Origin of the sequence: Kitasatospora sp. NPDC015120 (assembly GCF_043080305.1) — a bacterium.
Lineage (GTDB): Bacteria > Actinomycetota > Actinomycetes > Streptomycetales > Streptomycetaceae > Kitasatospora.
In genome coordinates, this window is sequence record NZ_JBIBVJ010000001.1 from 166,794 (window position 1) to 186,784 (window position 19,991).

The 19,991-nt window shown below is 72.3% G+C and carries 17 protein-coding genes and 1 pseudogene; 9 read left to right on the plus strand and 9 right to left on the minus strand.

Features of this window, described 5'->3' with window-relative positions; genetic code table 11:
• Positions 1 to 286 precede the first annotated feature (286 nt).
• Positions 287 to 1,141 carry a class I SAM-dependent methyltransferase gene (locus ACF1AK_RS00715; RefSeq protein WP_391496614.1) on the plus strand — a complete coding sequence of 285 codons (855 nt, stop codon included), beginning with the start codon at positions 287 to 289 and terminating at the stop codon, positions 1,139 to 1,141.
• 3 nt (positions 1,142 to 1,144) lie between these two features.
• The gene (hrpB, locus tag ACF1AK_RS00720; protein WP_391496615.1) at positions 1,145 to 3,652 is read left to right on the plus strand and encodes an ATP-dependent helicase HrpB; all 2,508 of its coding nucleotides are present in this window, start codon (positions 1,145 to 1,147) and stop codon (positions 3,650 to 3,652) included.
• A gap of 23 nt (positions 3,653 to 3,675) precedes the next feature.
• On the opposite strand, the gene ACF1AK_RS00725 is transcribed toward hrpB, so the two are convergent.
• Positions 3,676 to 3,879, minus strand: coding sequence for a DUF397 domain-containing protein (locus ACF1AK_RS00725; protein WP_391496616.1), 204 nt, complete (start codon positions 3,877 to 3,879; stop codon positions 3,676 to 3,678).
• Complete coding sequence (locus ACF1AK_RS00730; RefSeq protein ID WP_391496617.1) at positions 3,872 to 4,705, minus strand: Scr1 family TA system antitoxin-like transcriptional regulator; 834 nt, start codon at positions 4,703 to 4,705, stop codon at positions 3,872 to 3,874. Before ACF1AK_RS00730 ends, ACF1AK_RS00725 begins: the two co-directional genes overlap by 8 nt.
• Before the next feature lie 147 nt (positions 4,706 to 4,852).
• Here ACF1AK_RS00730 and ACF1AK_RS00735 point away from each other — a divergent pair, with 147 nt between their 5' ends.
• Positions 4,853 to 5,275: an ATP-binding protein gene (locus ACF1AK_RS00735; protein WP_391496618.1), complete on the plus strand. Its 423-nt coding sequence runs from the start codon at positions 4,853 to 4,855 to the stop codon at positions 5,273 to 5,275.
• Between the two features lie 102 nt (positions 5,276 to 5,377).
• On the plus strand, positions 5,378 to 6,196 hold the full coding sequence (locus tag ACF1AK_RS00740) for a DUF4037 domain-containing protein (protein WP_391496619.1): 819 nt from the start codon (positions 5,378 to 5,380) through the stop codon (positions 6,194 to 6,196).
• 128 nt (positions 6,197 to 6,324) lie between these two features.
• Here the strand turns inward: ACF1AK_RS00740 and ACF1AK_RS00745 are convergent, their stop codons facing one another.
• A complete protein-coding gene (locus ACF1AK_RS00745; protein WP_391496620.1) occupies positions 6,325 to 6,783 on the minus strand; it encodes a hypothetical protein in 459 nt (152 codons plus the stop codon).
• Between the two features lie 294 nt (positions 6,784 to 7,077).
• Here ACF1AK_RS00745 and ACF1AK_RS00750 point away from each other — a divergent pair, with 294 nt between their 5' ends.
• Complete coding sequence (locus tag ACF1AK_RS00750) at positions 7,078 to 7,629, plus strand: hypothetical protein (RefSeq protein WP_391496621.1); 552 nt, start codon at positions 7,078 to 7,080, stop codon at positions 7,627 to 7,629.
• Positions 7,630 to 7,739: 110 nt separating this feature from the next.
• Here the strand turns inward: ACF1AK_RS00750 and ACF1AK_RS00755 are convergent, their stop codons facing one another.
• The 6 genes and pseudogenes from ACF1AK_RS00755 to polA form a co-directional block, all read right to left on the minus strand.
• A complete protein-coding gene (locus ACF1AK_RS00755; protein ID WP_391497323.1) occupies positions 7,740 to 8,417 on the minus strand; it encodes a tyrosine-protein phosphatase in 678 nt (225 codons plus the stop codon).
• 36 nt (positions 8,418 to 8,453) lie between these two features.
• Positions 8,454 to 8,759: pseudogene (locus ACF1AK_RS00760) on the minus strand (NUDIX domain-containing protein); the annotation flags it as partial.
• Positions 8,760 to 8,826: 67 nt separating this feature from the next.
• Positions 8,827 to 9,588, minus strand: a complete 762-nt coding sequence (locus ACF1AK_RS00765; RefSeq protein ID WP_391496622.1) for a GNAT family N-acetyltransferase — start codon at positions 9,586 to 9,588, stop codon at positions 8,827 to 8,829.
• A 114-nt stretch (positions 9,589 to 9,702) separates the two neighbouring features.
• A complete protein-coding gene (locus ACF1AK_RS00770; RefSeq protein WP_391496623.1) occupies positions 9,703 to 10,809 on the minus strand; it encodes a DUF3103 family protein in 1,107 nt (368 codons plus the stop codon).
• Between the two features lie 155 nt (positions 10,810 to 10,964).
• Positions 10,965 to 11,654 (minus strand): hypothetical protein, encoded by a 690-nt coding sequence (locus ACF1AK_RS00775; protein WP_391496624.1) that lies wholly within the window; start codon positions 11,652 to 11,654, stop codon positions 10,965 to 10,967.
• Between the two features lie 87 nt (positions 11,655 to 11,741).
• Positions 11,742 to 14,423: a DNA polymerase I gene (gene polA, locus ACF1AK_RS00780; RefSeq protein WP_391497324.1), complete on the minus strand. Its 2,682-nt coding sequence runs from the start codon at positions 14,421 to 14,423 to the stop codon at positions 11,742 to 11,744.
• A 374-nt stretch (positions 14,424 to 14,797) separates the two neighbouring features.
• Between polA and ACF1AK_RS00785 the strand changes: the two genes are divergently transcribed.
• The 4 genes from ACF1AK_RS00785 (at position 14,798) to ACF1AK_RS00800 (ending at position 19,989) form a co-directional block, all read left to right on the plus strand.
• Positions 14,798 to 15,211, plus strand: coding sequence for a PaaI family thioesterase (locus ACF1AK_RS00785; RefSeq protein WP_391497325.1), 414 nt, complete (start codon positions 14,798 to 14,800; stop codon positions 15,209 to 15,211).
• 544 nt (positions 15,212 to 15,755) lie between these two features.
• Entirely contained in the window at positions 15,756 to 16,985 is a 1,230-nt protein-coding gene (locus tag ACF1AK_RS00790; RefSeq protein ID WP_391496625.1) for a branched-chain amino acid ABC transporter substrate-binding protein, read from the plus strand.
• A gap of 134 nt (positions 16,986 to 17,119) precedes the next feature.
• On the plus strand, positions 17,120 to 18,049 hold the full coding sequence (locus ACF1AK_RS00795; RefSeq protein ID WP_391496626.1) for a branched-chain amino acid ABC transporter permease: 930 nt from the start codon (positions 17,120 to 17,122) through the stop codon (positions 18,047 to 18,049).
• A 5-nt stretch (positions 18,050 to 18,054) separates the two neighbouring features.
• The gene (locus ACF1AK_RS00800) at positions 18,055 to 19,989 is read left to right on the plus strand and encodes a branched-chain amino acid ABC transporter permease (RefSeq protein ID WP_391497326.1); all 1,935 of its coding nucleotides are present in this window, start codon (positions 18,055 to 18,057) and stop codon (positions 19,987 to 19,989) included.
• Positions 19,990 to 19,991 lie beyond the last annotated feature (2 nt).

Below are 19,991 nucleotides of genomic sequence, written 5' to 3' on the forward strand. Positions count from 1 at the left end.
TCCGTCTTGCGACCGTGGGGTCTTCGACAGATGCGAGCGCGACCTGCTCCGTCCGAGGCGCGCAGGCCCGCAGCGCAACTTGTAGCATACGGGGACGGCCAGGCACGGTCAACGCCAAGAACGGCAAGACGGTGGAGCCCGGTATGGATCAGGCCATATCCTCCGATTGCGCACCTCGATGGGTGGCGGCCGCTGGGAGGACCCTTCCCCGGATGCCACCGCCGGGACACCGGACCTCTCGGACCGGTTCACGGCAGCGGCGCTTCCGCAGACGACACCCTACGCGATGGGCCTTCTCACCGTGACCGGCACCCCCCTCCCCGACCCCCATGATCTTGACGAGGACGGCGACGACGCGGTAAGGCGCTCCGCCGGCACCGGCGAGAGCAGCCGCGCCAGCCGCCACTGGTGGGACCGCAACGCCGACGAGTACCAGGACGAACACGGCGCGTTCCTCGGCGACGACCGGTTCACCTGGTGCCCCGAGGGCCTCGACGAGGCCGACGCCCGGCTGCTCGGCGACGTCACCGGCCGCACCGTCCTGGAGATCGGTGCCGGCGCCGCCCAGTGCTCGCGCTGGCTGGCCGGCCGCGGCGCCCGCCCGGTCGCCCTCGACATCTCGCACCGCCAGCTCCAGCACTCGCTGCGGATCGACCTCGCCCGCGGCGCCGCACCCGTCCCGGTCGTCCAGGCCGACGCCGCCGTGCTGCCCTTCGCCGACGCCTCCTTCGACCTCGCCTGCTCCGCCTACGGCGCCGTCCCGTTCAGCGCCGACACCGCCGCCCTGATGCGCGAGGTGCACCGGGTGCTGCGGCCCGGCGGGCGCTGGGTCTTCTCGGTCACCCACCCGATCCGCTGGGCCTTCCCCGACGAGCCGGGCGTCGAGGGCCTCACCGCCGTCGCCTCCTACTTCGACCGCACCCCCTACGTCGAGGAGGACGAGCAGGGCCGCGCCACCTACGTCGAGCACCACCGCACCCTCGGCGACCGGGTCCGCGAACTCGTCGCGGCCGGCTTCCGGCTGCTCGACCTCGTCGAGCCCGAGTGGCCGGACGGGCACGAGCAGGAGTGGGGCGGCTGGTCGCCGCTGCGCGGGCGGTTCATCCCCGGCACCGCGATCTTCGTCGCCGAGCGGGACTGACGCGTGCACCCGTCCTGGCGCGAGCTGCCCGTCCGCACCGCCCTGCCCGCCCTGGCCGGCGCGCTGGAGGAGCACGGCGCCGCCGTCCTCGCCGCCCCGCCCGGCACCGGCAAGACGACCCTCGTGCCGCTCGCCCTGGCCGGGCTGCTCGGTTCCGGGCCCGTTCGCCGTGTCCTCGTCGCCGAACCGCGACGGCTCGCCGTCCGGGCCGCCGCCCGGCGGATGGCCTGGCTGCTCGGCTCCACGGTGGGCGCCGAGGTCGGCTTCACCGTGCGCGGCGAGCGGCGCGTCGGGCCGGACACCGTGGTCGAGGTGGTCACCACCGGCGTGCTGCTCCAGCGCCTCCAGCGCGACCAGGAGCTGGCGGGCGTCGACGTCGTCGTGCTCGACGAGTGCCACGAACGGCACCTGGACGCCGACACCGCGCTCGCCTTCCTGCTCGACGTGCGCGCCGCCCTGCGGCCCGAGCTGCGGATCGTCTGCGCCTCCGCCACGTCCGACACCGCCGCCTGGGCGGAGTTGCTGGACGGCGCGCCGGTGGTCGAGGCGCACGGCGTCTCGCACCCGGTGGAGGTCGTGTGGGCGCCGCCGCCGCGCGCCGTCCGGCCCGCGCACGGCACCCGGGTGGACTTCGCGCTGCTCGACCACGTCGCTTCCGTCGTCCGGCGGGCCCTGAGCGAGCGGGAGGGGGACGTGCTCTGCTTCCTGCCCGGCGTCGGCGAGATCGCCCGGGTCGCCGGGCAGCTCGGCGGCGTGCCGGCCGAGGTCCTGCAACTGCACGGCCGCGCCCCGCAGGCCGTGCAGGACGCCGCCCTCGCGCCGTCCGACGGGCGCCGCGTCGTGCTGGCCACCGCCGTCGCCGAGTCCTCGCTCACCGTCCCCGGTGTGCGGGTCGTGGTGGACGCCGGGCTCGCCCGCGAACCGCGCACCGACCACGCGCGCGGGCTCTCCGCCCTGGTGACCGTCCGCGCCTCGCTCGCCGCCGCCCGCCAGCGCGCCGGCCGCGCCGGCCGCGAGGCCCCGGGCACCGTCTACCGCTGCTGGCACGAGGCCGAGGACGCCCGCGCCGCCCGCTTCCCCACCCCCGAGATCGCGCTCGCCGACCTGACGTCCTTCGCCCTCCAGGCCGCCGTGTGGGGCGACCCGGACGCCACCGGGCTCGCCCTGCCGGACCGGCCCCCGGCGGGGGCGATGGCCGCCGCCCGGGAGACCCTGCTCGCCCTCGGGGCGGTCTCCGCCGACGGCCGGGCGACGAAGCGCGGCGTCCGCCTCGCCCGCACCGGGCTCCACCCGCGGCTGGGCCGGGCCCTCGTCGACGGGGCGCCCCTGGTCGGCGCCGACCGGGCCGCCGAGGTGGTCGCCCTGCTCTCCGAGGAGCCGCCGCGCGCGCTGGGGGACGACCTCGCCGCCGTCCTGCGCACCGTCCGCACCGCGCGGGACCCGTACGCGGGCCGCTGGCGCGAGGAGACCCGCCGCCTGCGCCGCGCCTCCGGTTCCGAACCCTCCACCGCCCTTCCCGACTCCACGGCCGTCGGCCTCGTCGTCGCCCTCGCCTTCCCCGAACGCATCGCCCGCGCCCGGGTGGAGCGGCCCGCCCCGGGCGAGCGCAGCCCGTACCTGATGGTGTCGGGGACGGCGGCCGAACTCGCCCCCGGCACGGCGTTGGGGTCCCTCCCCTGGCTCGCCGTCGCGACGGCCGACCGCCCGGCCGGATCCCCTTCCGCCCGGATCCTGAACGCCGCCGCCCTCGACGAGGAAACCGCCCGCCAGGCCGGAGCGCCACTCCTCACCCAGCGCGCCGAAGTCCACTGGGACACCCGGCGAGGCGAGGTCGTCTCCCGCCGGGTGGAGTCCCTCGGCGCCGTCGAACTCGCCGAGAAGCCGCTCAGCAACCCCGACCGGGCCCTCGTCCGCGCCGCCCTCCTCGAAGGCCTCACCCGCGAGGGCGTCAGCACCCTGCTGACGTTTCCGTCCAACCTGCGCGAGCGACTGGCCTTCCTCCACACCGCCATCGGCGCTCCCTGGCCCGACGTCAGCGACGAGGCCCTGCTCGCGCGTGCCGACGAGTGGCTGGAGCCCGAACTCTCCCGCGCCCGCCGCCGATCGGATCTCGCGAGGATCGACACCACGGCGGCCCTGCAACGCCTCCTGCCGTGGTCGACCGGCGAGGCGGGCCGCTTGGACGAACTCGCCCCCGAACGCATTACGGTGCCGTCAGGCTCGAAGATCCGCGTCGACTACACCACCGAACGCCCGGTGCTGGCCGTCAAGTTGCAGGAACTCTTCGGATGGAAGGCCGCTCCCGCCCTGGCCGCCGGGAGGATCCCGCTCACCATCCACCTCCTCTCCCCCGCCGGCCGCCCCGCCGCCATCACCGGAGATCTGGCGTCCTTCTGGCACAACGGCTACCCCGCCGTCCGCGCAGATCTGAGAGGCCGCTACCCCCGCCACCCCTGGCCCGAGGACCCGACGACGGCAGAGCCCACCAAGCGCACCAACGCCCGGAAGTAGAGCTCAAGAGGAGGCCCCGTGCGTCAGGCCTCGCCGAACTCGCCGACTCGAACAGCCGCAACGAACGACTGCCACGCGTCGGTCGAATAAGCCAGTGCAGGGCCCTCGGGATCCTTGGAATCCCGGACCGGCACCTGGCCCGACGACCCGATCATCACCTCGACACATTGCCCCTGCTGGGCGCTGTACGAGCTCTTGCGCCAAGCAGCGCTGCGCAGGTCATCCATGGTCAAAACCCCTCCGCACTTCTCGAATGAACTCGATGCTCGCCGCCCGGGACAGCGCCTCCACCTGGAGGTGATCGTACTCACTGGCCCACTCGGCCAGTGTCTCCGGATCGCGCTCGAGGAAGCCCCGCTTCTGAGTCTCCCCATAGCCAACCATGGATCTGTTCTGCATGGTCAGCAACGTAACCGGGTGAGCAAACGGCCTGACTTCACCCAGCGAGAAGGGACTGATCTGCACAAGCACGCGGGGCCGAGCCGCAAGCGCCTCAAGGTGCCGCAACTGCTCGGCCATGACTTCTCGGCTACCGATGGACCGCCGCAGCGCCCCTTCGTCTATGACCACATGGATGTGTGGTGCGGGATCACAAGCAAGGATCCTCTGCCGGTGGAGCAGCAACTCGGTTCGCTCATCGGCCTGCTGCTGCGTTGCAACACCCCGGCCGACCAGCGCCCCCTGATATGCCCGGATGTACGCGGGAGTCTGTAGCAGGCTCGGAACGATGTTGATCTCGAACAGCCGCATCGCCACAGCCTTCGACTCGTCGAGCAGGTACTCCTCGAAGCCCTCGAACAGGATGCGCCGACCCGACCTGCTCCACTCCGCCAGGAACCTCTTCTCCACACCGAACGCTCTGTCAAGTTGTGTTGCGATTCGTCGAGTTGCTTTCCTTCGGCCATTTTCAAGGGCGGAGATGTGCGACGACGTACACCCGACCAGCCCCGCAAGGTGCTCCTGTGTCCACCCTCGCTGCTCACGCGACCTGCGGACGAGCGCTCCGAACTCGGCCGCCGGGGAGCCCTGCGGATCAAGTTCCCTCTTGTTCAAGGCGATTCACCCTACCAATCAAACAGCATCGACAAGTTGAATACCTCCAGATCCTAGAGCACAGTGGATGCGCCGGGTAGTCGCATCGCTACACACCGAAGCGACGCCTTGACGCTCCTCCCTCCCACCCCCACCGAGGACTCCGCCATGCTCGCTTCCTGCCGTCCCCGTACGTTCGCCGCCCGCCTCGACTCCCGCACCTCCTCCACGCCCATCGCCCGCCAGCTGCTCCGCGCGTACCTCTCCGCGCTGCCCACCGGCGACCGCTACTCCGATGTCGCCGAACTCCTTCTCGGCGAGTTGTTCGCCAATGCCGTCCAGCACTCCCACGCCCCCGGCGACCGCCTCATCGAGGTCCGCTTCGCCCTCATCAACTCCCGCCTGCGCCTGGAAGTCCACGACGCCGGCAGCAACCGACCCGCCCTCCGCGCCACCACCACGGACGACGAGCACGGACGCGGCCTCCTCCTCATCAACGAACTCGCCGAGCGCTGGGGCTGCTGCCCCCGCGCGGGCGGGGTCGGCAAGTTCGTCTGGGCCCTGGTCGCCCCCGCCCTCGTCACCGCCTGAAGGCGCACCTCCCTCCCTCGTTGCGCAGGAAGTCGGCCACACCGACTTCCTGCGCAGCAGCAACGGTGAGCCGGTTGCGTCGGCGAGTGACAGACTCGCGCCATGCGGACGATCATCGAGGACATGGCTCGCGACTTGGTGCAGGTGCCGGGCGTGGTCGGGGTGCTGCTCGGCGGCAGCCGGGCGCGCGGAGAGCACCGGCCCGACTCGGACTGGGATCTCGGCGTCTACTACCGCGGCGAGCTCGACGTCGCCGCGTTGCGCGCGCTGGCCGGGCCGGGCGTGGACGTCGCCGCTCCGGGCGGCTGGGGGCCCTGGGTGAACGGCGGCGCGTGGCTGCGGGTCGACGGGGTCGCGGTGGACTGGATCCTGCGGGACCTGGACCGAGTCGAGCAGGTGTGGGCCGACTGCTGCGAGGGCCGGTACGAGGTGGGGGTGCAGGCGGGTCATCCGCTCGGGTTCTGGTCGCCCTGCTACGCGGGCGAGGTGGCGCTGGGGCAGGTCCTGACCGACCCCGGTGGAGAGCTGACCGACCTCCGGCGGCGGACCGCGAGGTACCCGGAGCGGTTGCGGGAAGCGCTGACGGCGGGGGCCTGGGAGGCGGAGTTCCTGGCCGGTGCTGCGGCGAAAGGCGCCGCACGGGCCGACCTCCTCTACGTCTCCCTGTGCCTGTCGCGAGCGGTCGGCGTGCTGGTGCAGGCGCTGTACGCCGCGGACCGGCGCTGGTGCCTGAACGAGAAGGGCGCCCTGGCTGTCGTCGAGACGCTGCCGGCAGCACCACCGGACTTCGGCGCGCGCGTCCGCAGCATCCTGGGATGCCCGGGCGGGACTCCCGAGGAACTGAGCGCGACGGTGATCCGGGCCCAGACACTGGTCCAGGAAGCCCTCACGATGCTGAGAACACCCACGGCGCAGGCGTGATTCGGCTCGCGGCCGCCCCGCCTCGTCGGCGAGGAGGTCAAACCGCGCGGCCCCATCGAGACCGAAGCAGCCCGCCGCCTCGCCGACGGCCTCAAGGACGAGTAGCCACCCGGCTACCCCACACCTTCTCAGCCGAGGCGGCGCCAGTTGATCCACGAGCCGTTGCCGTTGCGGATGATCTCGTACAGGTGGCCGTCGGCCCAGCGGGCCTGGAAGTACAGGGTGTCGGGGTCATCGGCGTACACCCGGATCTCGCTCGTGAGGTTGCCCCCGAACGAGACCCAGTCGCTGAGGACGCCCGACGGGCTGATCCACCGCGCCCACATGGCGTTGTCGGTCCCGACCGCGAAGACGTGGTCGACGCCGTTGATCGTGTAGTAGAGGGGGTCGCCCAGGGCGCCGCCGCACTTGACCGGGCCGCCGGCCACGTCGAGGGACCTCACCTCGATCTTGGTGGTGCTGCAGTGGACGCGGGGGAACTTCGCGGGGACGGCAGCCTGTGCCGCCGTCGCGGTGGCGACCGCACCGCCCAGCGTCGCGCTCAGGAGCGCCACCGCGACGGCGGCGGTCTTCTTGATCCTCATCATCCGTGTCTCCCCAGTGGTGGTGGTCACGCGCTACTGACCACCCGACGCGCTGTCGCCGCCACCCGGTTCGGTCCCGTCCGCCGGGGCGCCCCGATCCTGCCCCATCGGGCACGGCGGCGATCCGCCACGCCGCGCGGTGACACGCCACTCGGTGAGCCGGACGGAGGAGGAGCGGTTCACCCGCCAAGGGGAGCCGGTCCCTCCCCACGGCGGAGGCGGCGACCGGGGGCGGGCTGGAAGGTTGGAGGCAGTCGGGAATCAGCCTGATCGTCCTGCTCTCACGAAGGATTGACCATGCGAAAGCTCACCACCGCCCTCGCGCTCACCACTGCGGCCGTGTCCCTCGCGGCCGGGACGGCGGGCACCGCCGCGGCCGCGCCGGCCACCCCCGTACCGACCCAGCACCTCGTGCTGCACAGCTGGACCCTGCTCAACGAGTACGGCCCGGGTCCCAACCCGGGCGAGCGGCTCACCGCGCGGGTCAGCGCCCGTGCGGTCGACGGCCACACCCAGGGGCACGTCGTGGTGCAGCACGTGTTCGAGAAGACCGGCACCACCCGGGCCGAGTTCGACGTCGACTGCCTGACCGTCGACGGGAACGGTGCCATCACCGTGACCGGGCCCGTCTCGCAGGTCGTGGTCACCCCGTTCGGGGGCGAGCCGTACCTCTTCGAGGAGGGCCGGCACCCCGAGGCCGGCCTCACCTTCTACCCGACCGACGAGCAGCACCAGCGTCGGGTCGGCTGGAACCGGACCAACCCCCGGACGCACTCCGAAGTCGTCAAGTGCGGCGCGGTTCCGGCCGGCCTCTGGGTCATCGACGGCGGAACCTTCCTGCGCCGCTAGTGCTGTGACCGCATAGGTTCATCCGGCCCCGTCCGGCTCCCGGCGACCTACCACCGCGCCCACGGCGTCACCTACTTCCACGGCTGCTACTCCGTCGGCGACGGAACGGCTCAGGTCAGGCGGGCCAGCGCCTCCAGTTCGGACCCCTTGGCGCCGTGCGCGATGAGGTAGGCAGGGAGGGAGCCGTGGTGGCTTCGGATCCAGACCAAAGCCCGCCGGATGTGGTGGGCGGCGACCGATCGGGTGCCGTGAGTCAGCCCCGATGACGCCCCCGGACCGGTCAGGCCCAACGCGGGATTGGAACGCAGGAAGTCCCCAATGACCTCGGCTTCGGACGCACCCAGCAACGTCTGAACAACCGCGACCACAACACCCGTACGGTCCTTCCCCGAGGCGCAGTGCACCAGGACAGCCGGTCCATCGGCCGCCAGGAGCCTGCGGATCACCGCTACCACCGACCGTCCGGCGTGCTCGGCCATCGAGGGATAGAGCTCCAGCTGCTCAGCGGGCCATCTCTGTTCGGCGTACACCGGAACATGCAGGCACTCGAAACCGAGGCCGTGCAGCTCATCCGGCCGCTCCGCGACCTCGGGAACACTCCTCAGGTCCACGACCGTGCGCACCCCCAGACCACCCAGAGACCGCGCTCCCTCGACCGTCAACTCACCCAACGCACCGGAGCGGTAGAGCACACCCCGGGGCAAGGAGCCGACCCCTCCGGCATCCCGGAAGTTCCTCACACCGACAAGGGCGGCTCGCACCGCGCCGCTTCCCACGCCGTCAACCATCACCTCGCCACGCTACGCCATCCGCTGGGGGGACCCGCATATACCCTCCTGGCGGACCTCGCCGTCGTCGTAGGCGAACACGTGGCGGGGGTCGGTGTAGGTGCCGACGATCCCGGTGATCTCGATCTCGATGCCGGTCTCCTCGCGCGTCTCGCGCACGCCGCAGCCGGCGATCGACTCGCCGATGTCCATCCTGCCGCCCGGCAGCGCCCACATGCCGTTGTCGGTACGCCGCTGGAGAAGAACCCGGCCCGCGGCGTCGACCACGACCACGGATGCGGCCGGGACCAGGGAGTTGGCCTCGGGGGCGCCGGGGTCGTCCTCGTAGTCACGCCTGGGCATGATCCACCACCTCCGTCATGGGTTTACAGTCCAGACGCGCGCACAGGAAGTCGGGCCCACCGACTTCCTACTCCGAGGCCCACCAGGTCGAGGGCGATGCGACCGCGTAGCCCAGGGACTCGTAGAGCGGGCGGCCCAGCTTGGAAGCGGTGAGGGTGGCCGGGAGGTCCGCGACGTGGGCGAGGGCGCCGAGCATCACGGCGCGGCCGACGCCTCGGGAGCGGAAGGCGGACGAGGTGGCGATCCAGTAGTGGCCGGCGAGGCCGTCTGCCACGACGCTCACGCCGGCGCCCGCGGGCACGCCGTCGACCGAGGCGATGAACACGTCCACGCCCGGCTGTTCGATCAGCGCGGTCGGGAAGAGCTCACCGGCGCGGTAGGGCTCGAAGCCGGCCAGGTCGAAGCCCTCGATCACGATCCGCTCGGCCGCCCGGAGGTCCTCGGGCCGCCGCACCCGCGTCACGTCCAGTGCCGGGGCGTCGACGGGTCCGGGCAGGCGCAGCATGATCGGCATCTGCCAGGTGCGCAGGCCCAGGTGGCTCAGGTCCGTCGCGCCGAACGGATCCTCGACGGTCACCGGACCTGCGGCCCGGCGGACCAGTTCGCCCACCTCGGCCACCTCGTCCGGGTCGAGGTCGGGCTCCTGGATCAGGATCCGCCCGCCGGCCCGCTCGTCGCCGTGGACGGCGAGGAACCCGCGGCGCCGGATCACCTCGTGGCCCCGGGACACGCCGGTGGCGGTCCAGAAGGCAGCGGAGTTGCGGGCCTGGCGCGTCGGCGCCCCGGTCGGGGAGGTGAGCTGGCCGGTCGTCGTGGATTCCGTCGTCACCGGGCCCACGGTAATACGAAACTGACTCCGTGACACGGCCTGGTCAACAACGGGCCGACCGGGCCGGCGCGGCGCACGGGCGCGCGGCGCCGGCCCGGTGGCGGCGGGGGCCCGTCAGAGCTGGCTGACCCAGTACGGCTCGACGGTCATCCAGCCGTTGCCCCGGGCGCCGTTGAGCCGGCCGGTGCTGGTGCGGGCGAGGGTGTACCAGGACTCGACGTAGTCCGGGTCGTCGACCCACCAGGAGGAGGGCAGCGCCGCCAGGACGGCGTTGACCAGCGGGATGTAGGCGCCCTGGTCGGCGATGGTGAGCAGGACGGCGGCGACGGCCTGGGCGAGGGCCAGGTAGTTGGTGTCGCCGTCGTCCTCCATCAGGACGACGTCGGCCAGGTTGTACTTGTAGTTCGACCAGTTCACCAGGATCTGGTTGGGGTAGTACACCGTGCCGTCGTACTGGAGGTACGGCATGGCGACGGAGTCGACCCGGACCTTGCCGTCCTGGCCGAAGCCGGTCACCAGGCTGAACATCTCGGCGGCGCCCTTGAACCAGGGCTCCTCGTCGTCGTTCACCTCGACGGCGGTGATCTTGGTGCCCCACCAGCCGGACGCGGCCTGCGCGGCGGAGCCCAGGCCGTGGGCGGCGAACTCCCGCTGGAGCAGTTCGATTCCGGCGGTCGTCGCCTTGGCCGTGTCGAGGTCGACCAGGTAGACGGGGCGGGCGGGCAGGGTGCCGGCGTCGAGGCCGAGGGCCCGGCCGGCGGTGTCGTAGGCACGGACGGTGCGGGTGTGCTCGTCGGTGCCGGCGACGGCGACCAGCGGCGCGGCGCCCGCGTCGAGGGCGGCCCGCATCGAGGGGTCGGCGAGCTGGACGCGCAGCAGCGGGCCGAGGCCGGCGCCGAGGCCCTTGGCGTCGGCGATGCCGCGGTCCGCCCGCTCGGTGGCGGCGGCGAGGGCCGGGGAGCCGGCCGCCAGCGGGGCGAGTTCGGCGGAGGCGGAGGCGGTCGCGGTGCGCAGCCGCTCGCGCAGCGCGGGGTCGGTGAGGGAGGTGGCGAGGGTACGGGCGATCCCGTCCTCGATCGCGGTGACCCGGGAGGCGGCCGCCGGAGGGGCCGGGGCGGCCGGAGGGGTGGCCGGGGCGGCCACCGCCCGGCCCGCGCCGAACGCGAGCAGGGGCAGGGCCGTGAGCGCGACGACGGCGCGTCGCACACGGGAGGGGGACATGAGGGTTCTCCAGGCTCGTCGGGTGAGGCGTCGGAGCTGCGGTGCGGACCGGCGCCGCGATCAAGAAGCGACGGCGCCATGACAAGTGAAGGGGTTCCCTGACCCGGTATCAACCCCCCGGGCGACAACGGCGGGCGAGGGCCCCTCGCCCCGGCTCACCCGCCGCCGGAGAAGCCCCCGCCGGAATTGGCCGAGCCCGAGCCGCCGTAGACCCAGCCGCCGGAGGAGGGCCGGGGGGTGGGGCGCACGCGCCGCTCGGTGCGGCGCAGCACGGGGACGCCGGCCGGGCCGAGCAGGTCCTCCAGGGCGCGCTGGAGCGCGTCGACGTCGGTGCCCTTCGGCGCCCGGTGCGGGCGTCCGCCGTCGCCGGCCGCGGCCACCACCGTGATGTCGAGGGTGCGGACGGCCGGTTCGGGGTCCCCCTCGTAGGGCTCCTCCACGACCTCGTCCAGCTGGACGCGCCGCAGGTCGGAGATCGGGGCCCAGGCATCCGCGCGGGCACCCCGGACGAAGCGCAGTCCGGTCGCGGCCCCGGCCGGGGCGAACTGCACCCGGCGGACCGACCGCAGCTCGGCGACCGCGACGAACGGCCACAGCACCAGCACGGCGGACACCCACAGCACCGCGCAGACGGTCACCGCGCCCACGAAGGTGGCACCGGCGATCACCGCGACCTCCACCAGCAGCGCGCCGGCGGGGAGGAAGGCGGCGCCGACGGCGAACGCGCCGGCCAGCATGCGCAGCACCAGGAGCGCGGCGGCGGGCCAGGAGCCCCCGCCCGGCTCGAACACGAGGTCGACGGTGGTACCGTCACGGCCGCGGCGGAGCACCTCATCGGCAGGCATGCCGCCAGGGTAGGACCGCCCCGCGCCGCCGGAAAGGCCCCGGGCGCGGCCTCGACGAGACCGCGCCCGGGGCTGCTTGACGAACCGTCAGTGCGCGGCCGCCTCCCAGTCGGCGCCGACGCCGACCGAGACGTCGAGCGGGGCGCGCAGCGGGTAGGCGCCGGCCATCTGCTCGCGGACGACCGCCTCGACCGGCTCGCGCTCGCCGGGCGCCAGCTCCAGCACGATCTCGTCGTGGACCTGGAGCAGCATCCGGGAGGTCAGCCCGGCGGTGCGCAGCGCCTCGTCGACCCGGAGCATGGCGATCTTCACGATGTCGGCGGCCGAGCCCTGGATCGGGGCGTTGAGGGCCATCCGCTCGGCCATCTCGCGGCGCTGGCGGTTGTCGCTGTTGAGGTCCGGCAGGTAGCGGCGACGGCCGAGCAGGGTCTCGGTGTAGCCGGTGGCGCGGGCCTCCTCGACCACCCGGTGCAGGTAGTCGCGCACGCCGCCGAAGCGCTCGAAGTAGGTGTCCATCAGGCCCTGGGCCTCGGCGGGCTTGATGCCGAGCTGCTGGGAGAGCCCGTAGGCGGAGAGCCCGTAGGCGAGGCCGTAGGACATCGCCTTGATCTTGCGCCGCATCTCGGCGTCGACGGCGCTGCCCGGCACCTCGAACACCTGGGAGGCGACGGTGGTGTGGAGGTCCTCGCCGCTGGCGAAGGCCTCGATCAGCGCCTCGTCCTCGGAGAGGTGGGCCATGATCCGCAGCTCGATCTGCGAGTAGTCGGCGGTGAGCAGCGACTCGTAGCCCTCGCCGACGACGAAGGCGCGGCGGATCATCCGGCCCTCCTCGGTGCGGACCGGGATGTTCTGCAGGTTCGGGTCCTGCGAGGAGAGCCGGCCGGTGGCGGCGACCATCTGGTTGAAGGTGGTGTGGATGCGTCCGGCCGGGGAGACCGTCTTGAGCAGGCCCTCGACGGTGGTGCGCAGCTTGGCCTGGTCCCGGTGGCGCAGCAGGATGACCGGCAGCTCGTTGTCGGTCTGGGTGGCGAGCCAGGTGAGCGCGTCGGCGTCGGTGGTGTAGCCGGTCTTGATCTTCTTGGTCTTCGGCAGGGCGAGCTCGCCGAAGAGGATCTCCTGGAGCTGCTTGGGCGAGCCGAGGTTGAACTCGTGGCCGGCCGCGGCGTGCGCCTCCTCGACCACCCGCTGGATCTCGGCGGCGAACTGGGCCTCCAGCCCGGTCAGCCAGTCCCGGTCGGCGGCGATGCCGGTGCGCTCCATGCGGGCGAGCAGGGCGGCGATCGGCAGTTCCATGTCGCGCATCAGCTCGGTGGCGCCGACCTCGGCGAGGCGGCCGTCGAAGAGCGCGGCGAGGTCGAGCACGGCGCGGGCCTGGAGCATCAGCGCCTGGGCGTGGGCGGCCGGGTCCTCCTCCGGGGCGTCGAAGGCGAGCTGGCCGGACTCGGCGGCGGGGGCCGGGGCGAGCGAGCGGCCCAGGTACTCCTCGGCGAGCACCTCCAGGGTGAAGGTGCGCCGGCCGGGCTTCTCCAGGTAGGCGGCGAGGGCGGTGTCGGCGACGACGCCCTCGACGCTCCAGCCGCGCTCGGCGAAGGCGCGCATGACCTGCTTGGCGATGTGCAGGGCCTTGGGTGCGGCCGGGTCGGCCAGCCAGCCGGCGAAGGCACGCTCGTCCTCCTCGGCGAGCAGCGCCGGGTCGAACCAGGCGGCGGTCTCCCCGGCGGCGAGCGCGACCTCGGTGACCTCGCCGCTGCCGAGCGCCCACTGGTAGACGGCGGCCAGCGCGACCGGGGACTTGTCGCTCGCGTGCTCCCGCAGCCAGACGGCGAGGGTGCCGGGGTCGGTGAGCAGCTCGCCGTCGACCTCGACCCCGGGGGCGAGCTCCACGGCCTCGGGCTCGGCGGCGGCCGGGTCGATGCCGAAGACCCGGTCGCGGAAGTTGGCGTTGCGGAACTCCAGCGACTCCATCAGCGCGCCGACGGCCGGCTGGTCGAACGGCGCGCGGGCCAGGTCGGCCACGCCGAGCGGGAGTTCGACGTCGCGGACCAGTTCGGTCAGGACGCGGTTGCGCCTGACCGAGTCGAGGTGCTCGCGCAGCTTCTCGCCGATCTTGCCCTTGACCTCGTCGGCGCGGGCGACCAGTTCCTCGAAGGAGCCGAACTGGTTGACCCACTTGGCGGCGGTCTTCTCGCCGACGCCGGGGATGCCGGGCAGGTTGTCGGACGGGTCACCGCGCAGCGCGGCGAGGTCGGGGTACTGCCGGGGGGTGACGCCGTACTTCTCGGCGACCTTCTCCGGGGTGTAGCGGGTGAGCTCGGAGACGCCCTTGGTCGGGTAGAGCACGGTGATGTGCTCGGTGACCAGCTGGAGGGAGTCGCGGTCGCCGGTGACGATGTCGACGTCGTAGCCGGCCGCCTCGGCGGCGGTGGCCAGGGTGGCGATGATGTCGTCGGCCTCGAAGCCCTCGGCGGTCAGCCGCGGCACGTTCATGGCGTCGAGCAGCTCGCCGATCAGGCCGACCTGGCTGCGGAACTCGTCCGGGGTCTTGGCCCGGTTGGCCTTGTAGTCGGGGAACTCCACCGAGCGGAAGGTCTGGCGGGAGAGGTCGAAGGCGACCGCGAGGTGGGTGGGGGCCTCGTCCCGGACGGTGTTGGCGAGCATCGAGGCGAAGCCGTACACCGCGTTGGTGGGCTGGCCGGTGGAGGTGTTGAAGTTCTCCACGGGCAGCGCGTAGAACGCCCGGTAGGCCATGGAGTGCCCGTCGAGCAGCATCAGGCGGGGCCGCGATCCGGCTCCGCCGCCACCCGGCGCGCCCTTGTCCGTACTCTGCGTAGCCACGTCAACGTCCGTTCCTGCCGATTCCACTACCGGCCACCGATCCTAGGGCCCGCCACCGACAAAAGGGGCATGCCGGGGGCGGGCGCCCCTCCCGTGCGCTCACGCCCCGGGCGCCACACCCGTTCACCGCGGTCAGCACCACTACCGCCGAGTAGGACGGTCGTACGATCACAGGCAGCACGACGACGCGACCCCCGAGCGGCAGGAGCTCCCCCATGACCGACCCGGCCCCCGACGCAGCCACCACCACCGCCGACGCGGCCCCCGACGGCCCCGTCCAGGCCCCCTTCCTCGACGTCTCGCCGGAGATGCTGGAGCACTTCGCCAGGCTCGGCGTGGAGCCGGCCGCCTTCTCCGGCGGACGGCTCGGCGAGAAGCTCGGCATCCGGATCGTCGAGGCCTCCGGCGACCGGGTGGTCGGCACCATGCCGGTGGACGGCAACCAGCAGCCGTACGGCCTGCTGCACGGCGGCGCCTCGGCGGCGCTGGCCGAGACCCTGGGCTCGGTCGGCGCGATGCTGCACGCCGGCCCCGGCCGGTACGCGGTGGGCGTGGACCTGAACGCCACCCACCACCGCTCGGCCACCTCCGGCCTGGTGACCGGCGTGGCGACCGCGGTCTTCAAGGGCCGCACGGCCGCCACCTACGAGATCGCGATCACCGACGACACCGGCAAGCGGGTCACCAGCTGCCGCCTCACCTGCATGCTGCGCGACCTCTGACCCGATTCTTCGTCAAATCCCTTGCCCGCCCCCTTGTTTGACCTTCGACCGCCCTGGGCAGTCGTTGGTCTGGACAAGGGGGCGGCGGCATGTCCGGGCATTTTTTCCTGATGTAACACTGCGTAACAAGTAGGACTTCCAAGCAACAGACAGTTCCGGGGGCCGAATCGGACGAAAGCAGTACGCCATCCCTCCTGTCGTCCGATATTCGGACGCATATGCCCGGCGCCAACACCGCGGACACCCCTGTCCGATTATCGGCAAGGCCAGGAGTCACCTGCCCTTCTACGCCTTACAGGGGGCGAGTTGAAGCCGGGACCCCCGGCAGGAGCGGATCGATCGAACCGGAACGACCACATGGTGAGACGACTTCTCTGTGTGCTCATAACAAGAGAATCACAGCCTCGCTACACCACTGCCCGAGCCGCCGACCGACATCTAGAGTCACGGCCAGTCACCGCGCCACCGGAATGGGCCAGGCCCACCGCGCATCCAGGCTCCCGCCGTTCAGGCGCGGCGCCCTCCTGAACCGAAGGGGACCCCCGTGCGTCATCGTTCAGCAGTTGTCGTGAGCATTGCCGTGATCGGCGCCCTCACCCTCACCGCGTGCGGTTCCCGCGACGACAAGAAGTCCGGGGACAGCGGCAAGGGCGGCGACACCACCGTCACCATCGGCGTCGACGCGCCGCTCACCGGCGACCTCTCCGCCCTCGGCCTCGGCATCCGCAACTCCGTGGAACTCGCCGTCAAGCAGGCCAACGAGAAGAACGAGGTCCCCGGCGTCAAGTTCAAGATCAAGGACCTCGACGACACCGGCAAGCCCGGCCCCGGCCAGCAGAACGCCACCCAGCTCGTCGGCGACAAGGACGTCATCGGCGTCGTCGGCCCGCTCAACTCCAGCGTCGCCCAGTCGATGCAGCAGATCTTCAACGACGCCAAGCTCGTCCAGATCTCCCCCGCCAACACCGGCGTCGCCCTCAGCCAGGGCGAGAAGTGGGCCACCGGCGAGAAGTCCCGCCCGTTCAAGACCTACTTCCGCACCGCCACCACCGACGCCGTCCAGGGCCCCTTCGCCGCCGACTACCTGGTCAAGGACGCCAAGAAGACCAAGGTCTTCATCATCGACGACCAGAAGACCTACGGCGCCGGCCTCGCCGCCACCTTCAAGGGCCAGTTCCTCAAGAACGGCGGCCAGATCGCCGGCGAGGAGCACGTCAACCCCGACGACCGCGACTTCGCCGCCGTCGTCACCAAGGTCAAGTCCTCCGGCGCCGAGGCCATCTACTACGGCGGCGAGTACCCCGCCGCCGGCCCGCTCTCCCTCCAGCTCAAGGACGCCGGCGTCGCCATCCCGCTGATGGGCGGCGACGGCATCCAGAGCGGCGACTTCATCAAGCTCAACCCCAAGGGCCAGGGCGACCTCGCCACCGCCGTCGGCCTGCCCGTCGAGCAGCTCCCCACCGCCGCCAAGTTCATCGCCGACTACAAGGCCGCCGGCTACAAGGACGCCTACGAGACCTACGGCGGCTACTCCTACGACAGCGCCTGGGCCATCATCCAGGGCGTCAAGGCCGTCGTCGCCGCCAACAGCGGCAAGCTCCCCTCCGACCCCCGCGCCAAGGTCGTCGAGGCCGTCCAGAAGGTCACCTTCGAGGGCGTCACCGGCAAGGTCTCCTTCGACGAGTTCGGCGACACCACCAACAAGCAGCTCACCGTCTACACCGTCAAGGACGGCAAGTGGGCCGTGGAGAAGTCCGGCACCTTCAACGGCTGAACCGCCCCCTGACCTGACGTCAGGAGCACCACAGCACACCGGAGTCAGCGCGCGGGGGACGCCACGAGCACCCCCGCGCGCACCCACATCCACCACCCACGCGGACACCCCACACGCACAACGGAGGCCCAGCGGTGCACGACCTACCGCAGCAGCTGGCCAACGGCCTGATCCTCGGCGCCCTCTACGGGCTCGTCGCGATCGGCTACACGATGGTCTACGGCATCGTCCAGCTCATCAACTTCGCCCACGGCGAGATCGTCATGGTCGGCGGCTTCGGCGCCCTGACCGCCTACCTCGCCCTCCCCGGCGGCACCACCCTGTGGCTGGCCCTACCGCTGATGCTGATCGCCGGCATCCTGGTCTCCACCCTCACCGCCGTCGCCGCCGAACGCTTCGCCTACCGGCCACTGCGCACGGCACCCCGGCTCGCCCCGCTGATCACCGCGATCGGCCTGTCCATCGCCCTGCAGCAACTGGTCTTCGCGTTCTACCCGGACGCCAAGAAGGCCCGGGTCTTCCCGAAGATCCCCGGCGACCCCTTCGAGATCGGCTCCGTCGCCATCCAGCGCAGCGACCTCTTCCTGATCGCCGCCGCCCCGCTCTGCATGATCGCCCTCGGCTGGTTCGTCACCCGCACCCGCTCCGGCCGCGCCATGCAGGCCACCAGCCAGGACCCCGACACCGCCAAGCTCATGGGCATCGACACCGACCGGATCATCGTCATGGCCTTCGCCATCGGCGCCGCCTTCGCCGCCGTCGCCGCCGTCGCCTACGGCCTGCGCAGCGGCCAGGTCGACTTCCGGATGGGCTTCCTGCTCGGCCTCAAGGCCTTCACCGCGGCCGTCCTCGGCGGCATCGGAAACATCTACGGCGCCATGCTCGGCGGCCTCACCCTCGGCCTCGCCGAAGCCCTCGCCACCGGCTACATCCAGCACCTGCCCGGCATGCACCTCTTCGGAGGCGGCGCCTGGAAGGACGTCTGGGCCTTCGTACTCCTCATCGTCGTCCTGCTCGTCCGGCCCCAGGGCCTGCTCGGCGAGCGCGTCGCGGACAGGGCGTGAGCACCATGACCACCACCAGCACCGAAACCACCCCGGTCATCCCGCTGCCCGGCCGCACCGCCGCCCTGCTCACCGGCACCGGCGCCCTCGCCGTCAGCGGCTCCGCCCTGATGGCCTGGACCTGGACCGCCGACTACCCCGGCGACCTCACCTACTACGGCTCCCCCGCCGGCCTCCAGTGGCTCGCCCTCACCGCGGGCCTCGTCACCCTGCTCCTGCTCCTCGCCACCCAGGGCGTCCCCGGCCTGCGCTGGGCCGCCCCCCGGCACAGCCACAACGCCGTCCTGTTCGCCGCCACCGGCGCCCTCGCCGTCGGGTGGTTCTCCGCCGTCTCCATCGCGAGCGACCTCGGCGGCCTCGCCAACCTCGAACCCGGCGGCTGGGTCCTCGCCGCCGGCTCCCTGCTCGCCGTCGCCGGCGCCCTCGGCCTGCCCCTCGACCGGCGCACCGCCGTCCCGCTGCGCATCCTCGACCGGCGGCTCTTCCTGCTCGTCCCGGTCGCCCCGGCCGTCTGGTTCGCCACCCACGCGATCCCCGACGACAAGCCCGTCGCCCCCGTGCTCACCGCCCTCGCCGGCGGCCTCGCCATCGCCACCGGCGCCGTCCTGCTCGTCCAGCTCGGCCACCTCGCCAACACCTGGCTGCGGCTCGGCACCGTCCAGCGCCCGCTGCCCGCCCCCCGCGAGCTGCCCTCCTGGGCCGAGGTCGGCCTGATCGTCGTCGCCTTCGCCGTCGGCCTGTTCGCCATCACCTTCGGCATCGACACCGAGTACGGCGAACTCTTCACCGGCTACCTGCTGCTCGCCGCCTCCGTGGTCGCCGCACTCGGCCGCTCCGGCCTGATCGCCCGGCTGCGCGCGCTGACCGTCAAGTACCAGGCCGTCACCACCGGCGCCGCCTTCGCCGCCGCCGCCAGCTTCCCCTTCACCCAGACCAGCGACCAGTACACCTCGGTCGCCACCAACATCCTGATCTTCGCCACCGTCGCCCTCGGCCTCAACATCGTCGTCGGCCTCGCCGGCCTGCTCGACCTCGGCTACGTCGCCTTCCTCGGCGTCGGCGCCTACAGCGCCGCCCTGGTCTCCGGCTCCCCCGCCTCGCCGATCCACGTGCAGTTCCCGTTCTGGGCCGCCGTGCTCACCGGCGCCGTCGTCTCCATGGTCTTCGGCGTCGTCATCGGCGCCCCCACCCTGCGACTGCGCGGCGACTACCTCGCCATCGTCACCCTCGGCTTCGGCGAGATCTTCCGCATCACCATGCTCAACCTCAACGGCACCACCGGCCCCAAGGTCACCAACGGCTCCAACGGCATCCCCCGGATCCCCGACCTCCAGATCCTCGGCTGGGACCTCGGCAAGCCCACCACCGTCTTCGGCGTCGAACTCGGCCGGTTCTCCAACTACTACCTGCTGATGCTGCTCGTCACCGCCCTCGTCGTGCTCGTCTTCGCCCGCGTCGGCAACTCCCGCATCGGCCGCGCCTGGGTCGCGATCCGCGAGGACGAGACCGCCGCCGAGGCCATGGGCATCAACGGCTTCCGCCTCAAGCTCCTCGCCTTCGCCCTCGGCGCCTGCCTCGCCGGCCTCGCCGGCACCGTCCAGGCCCACGTCAGCTACACCGTCACCCCCGACCAGTACACCTTCGCCGAAGCCCTGCCGCCCAACTCCGCCTTCCTGCTCGCCGCCGTCATCCTCGGCGGCATGGGCACCATCAGCGGCCCCCTCGCCGGCGCCACCCTGCTCTTCCTCATCCCGAAGAAGCTGGAATTCCTCGCCGACTACCAGCTGCTCGCCTTCGGCATCGCCCTGATCGTCCTGATGCGCGTGCGCCCCGAGGGCCTCATCCCCAACCGGCGCCAACAGCTGGAGTTCCACGAGGCCGCCGCCCTCCCCGCGCAGTCCACCGGCGACACCGTCGCCCTCACCAAGGCAGGGGCGTGACC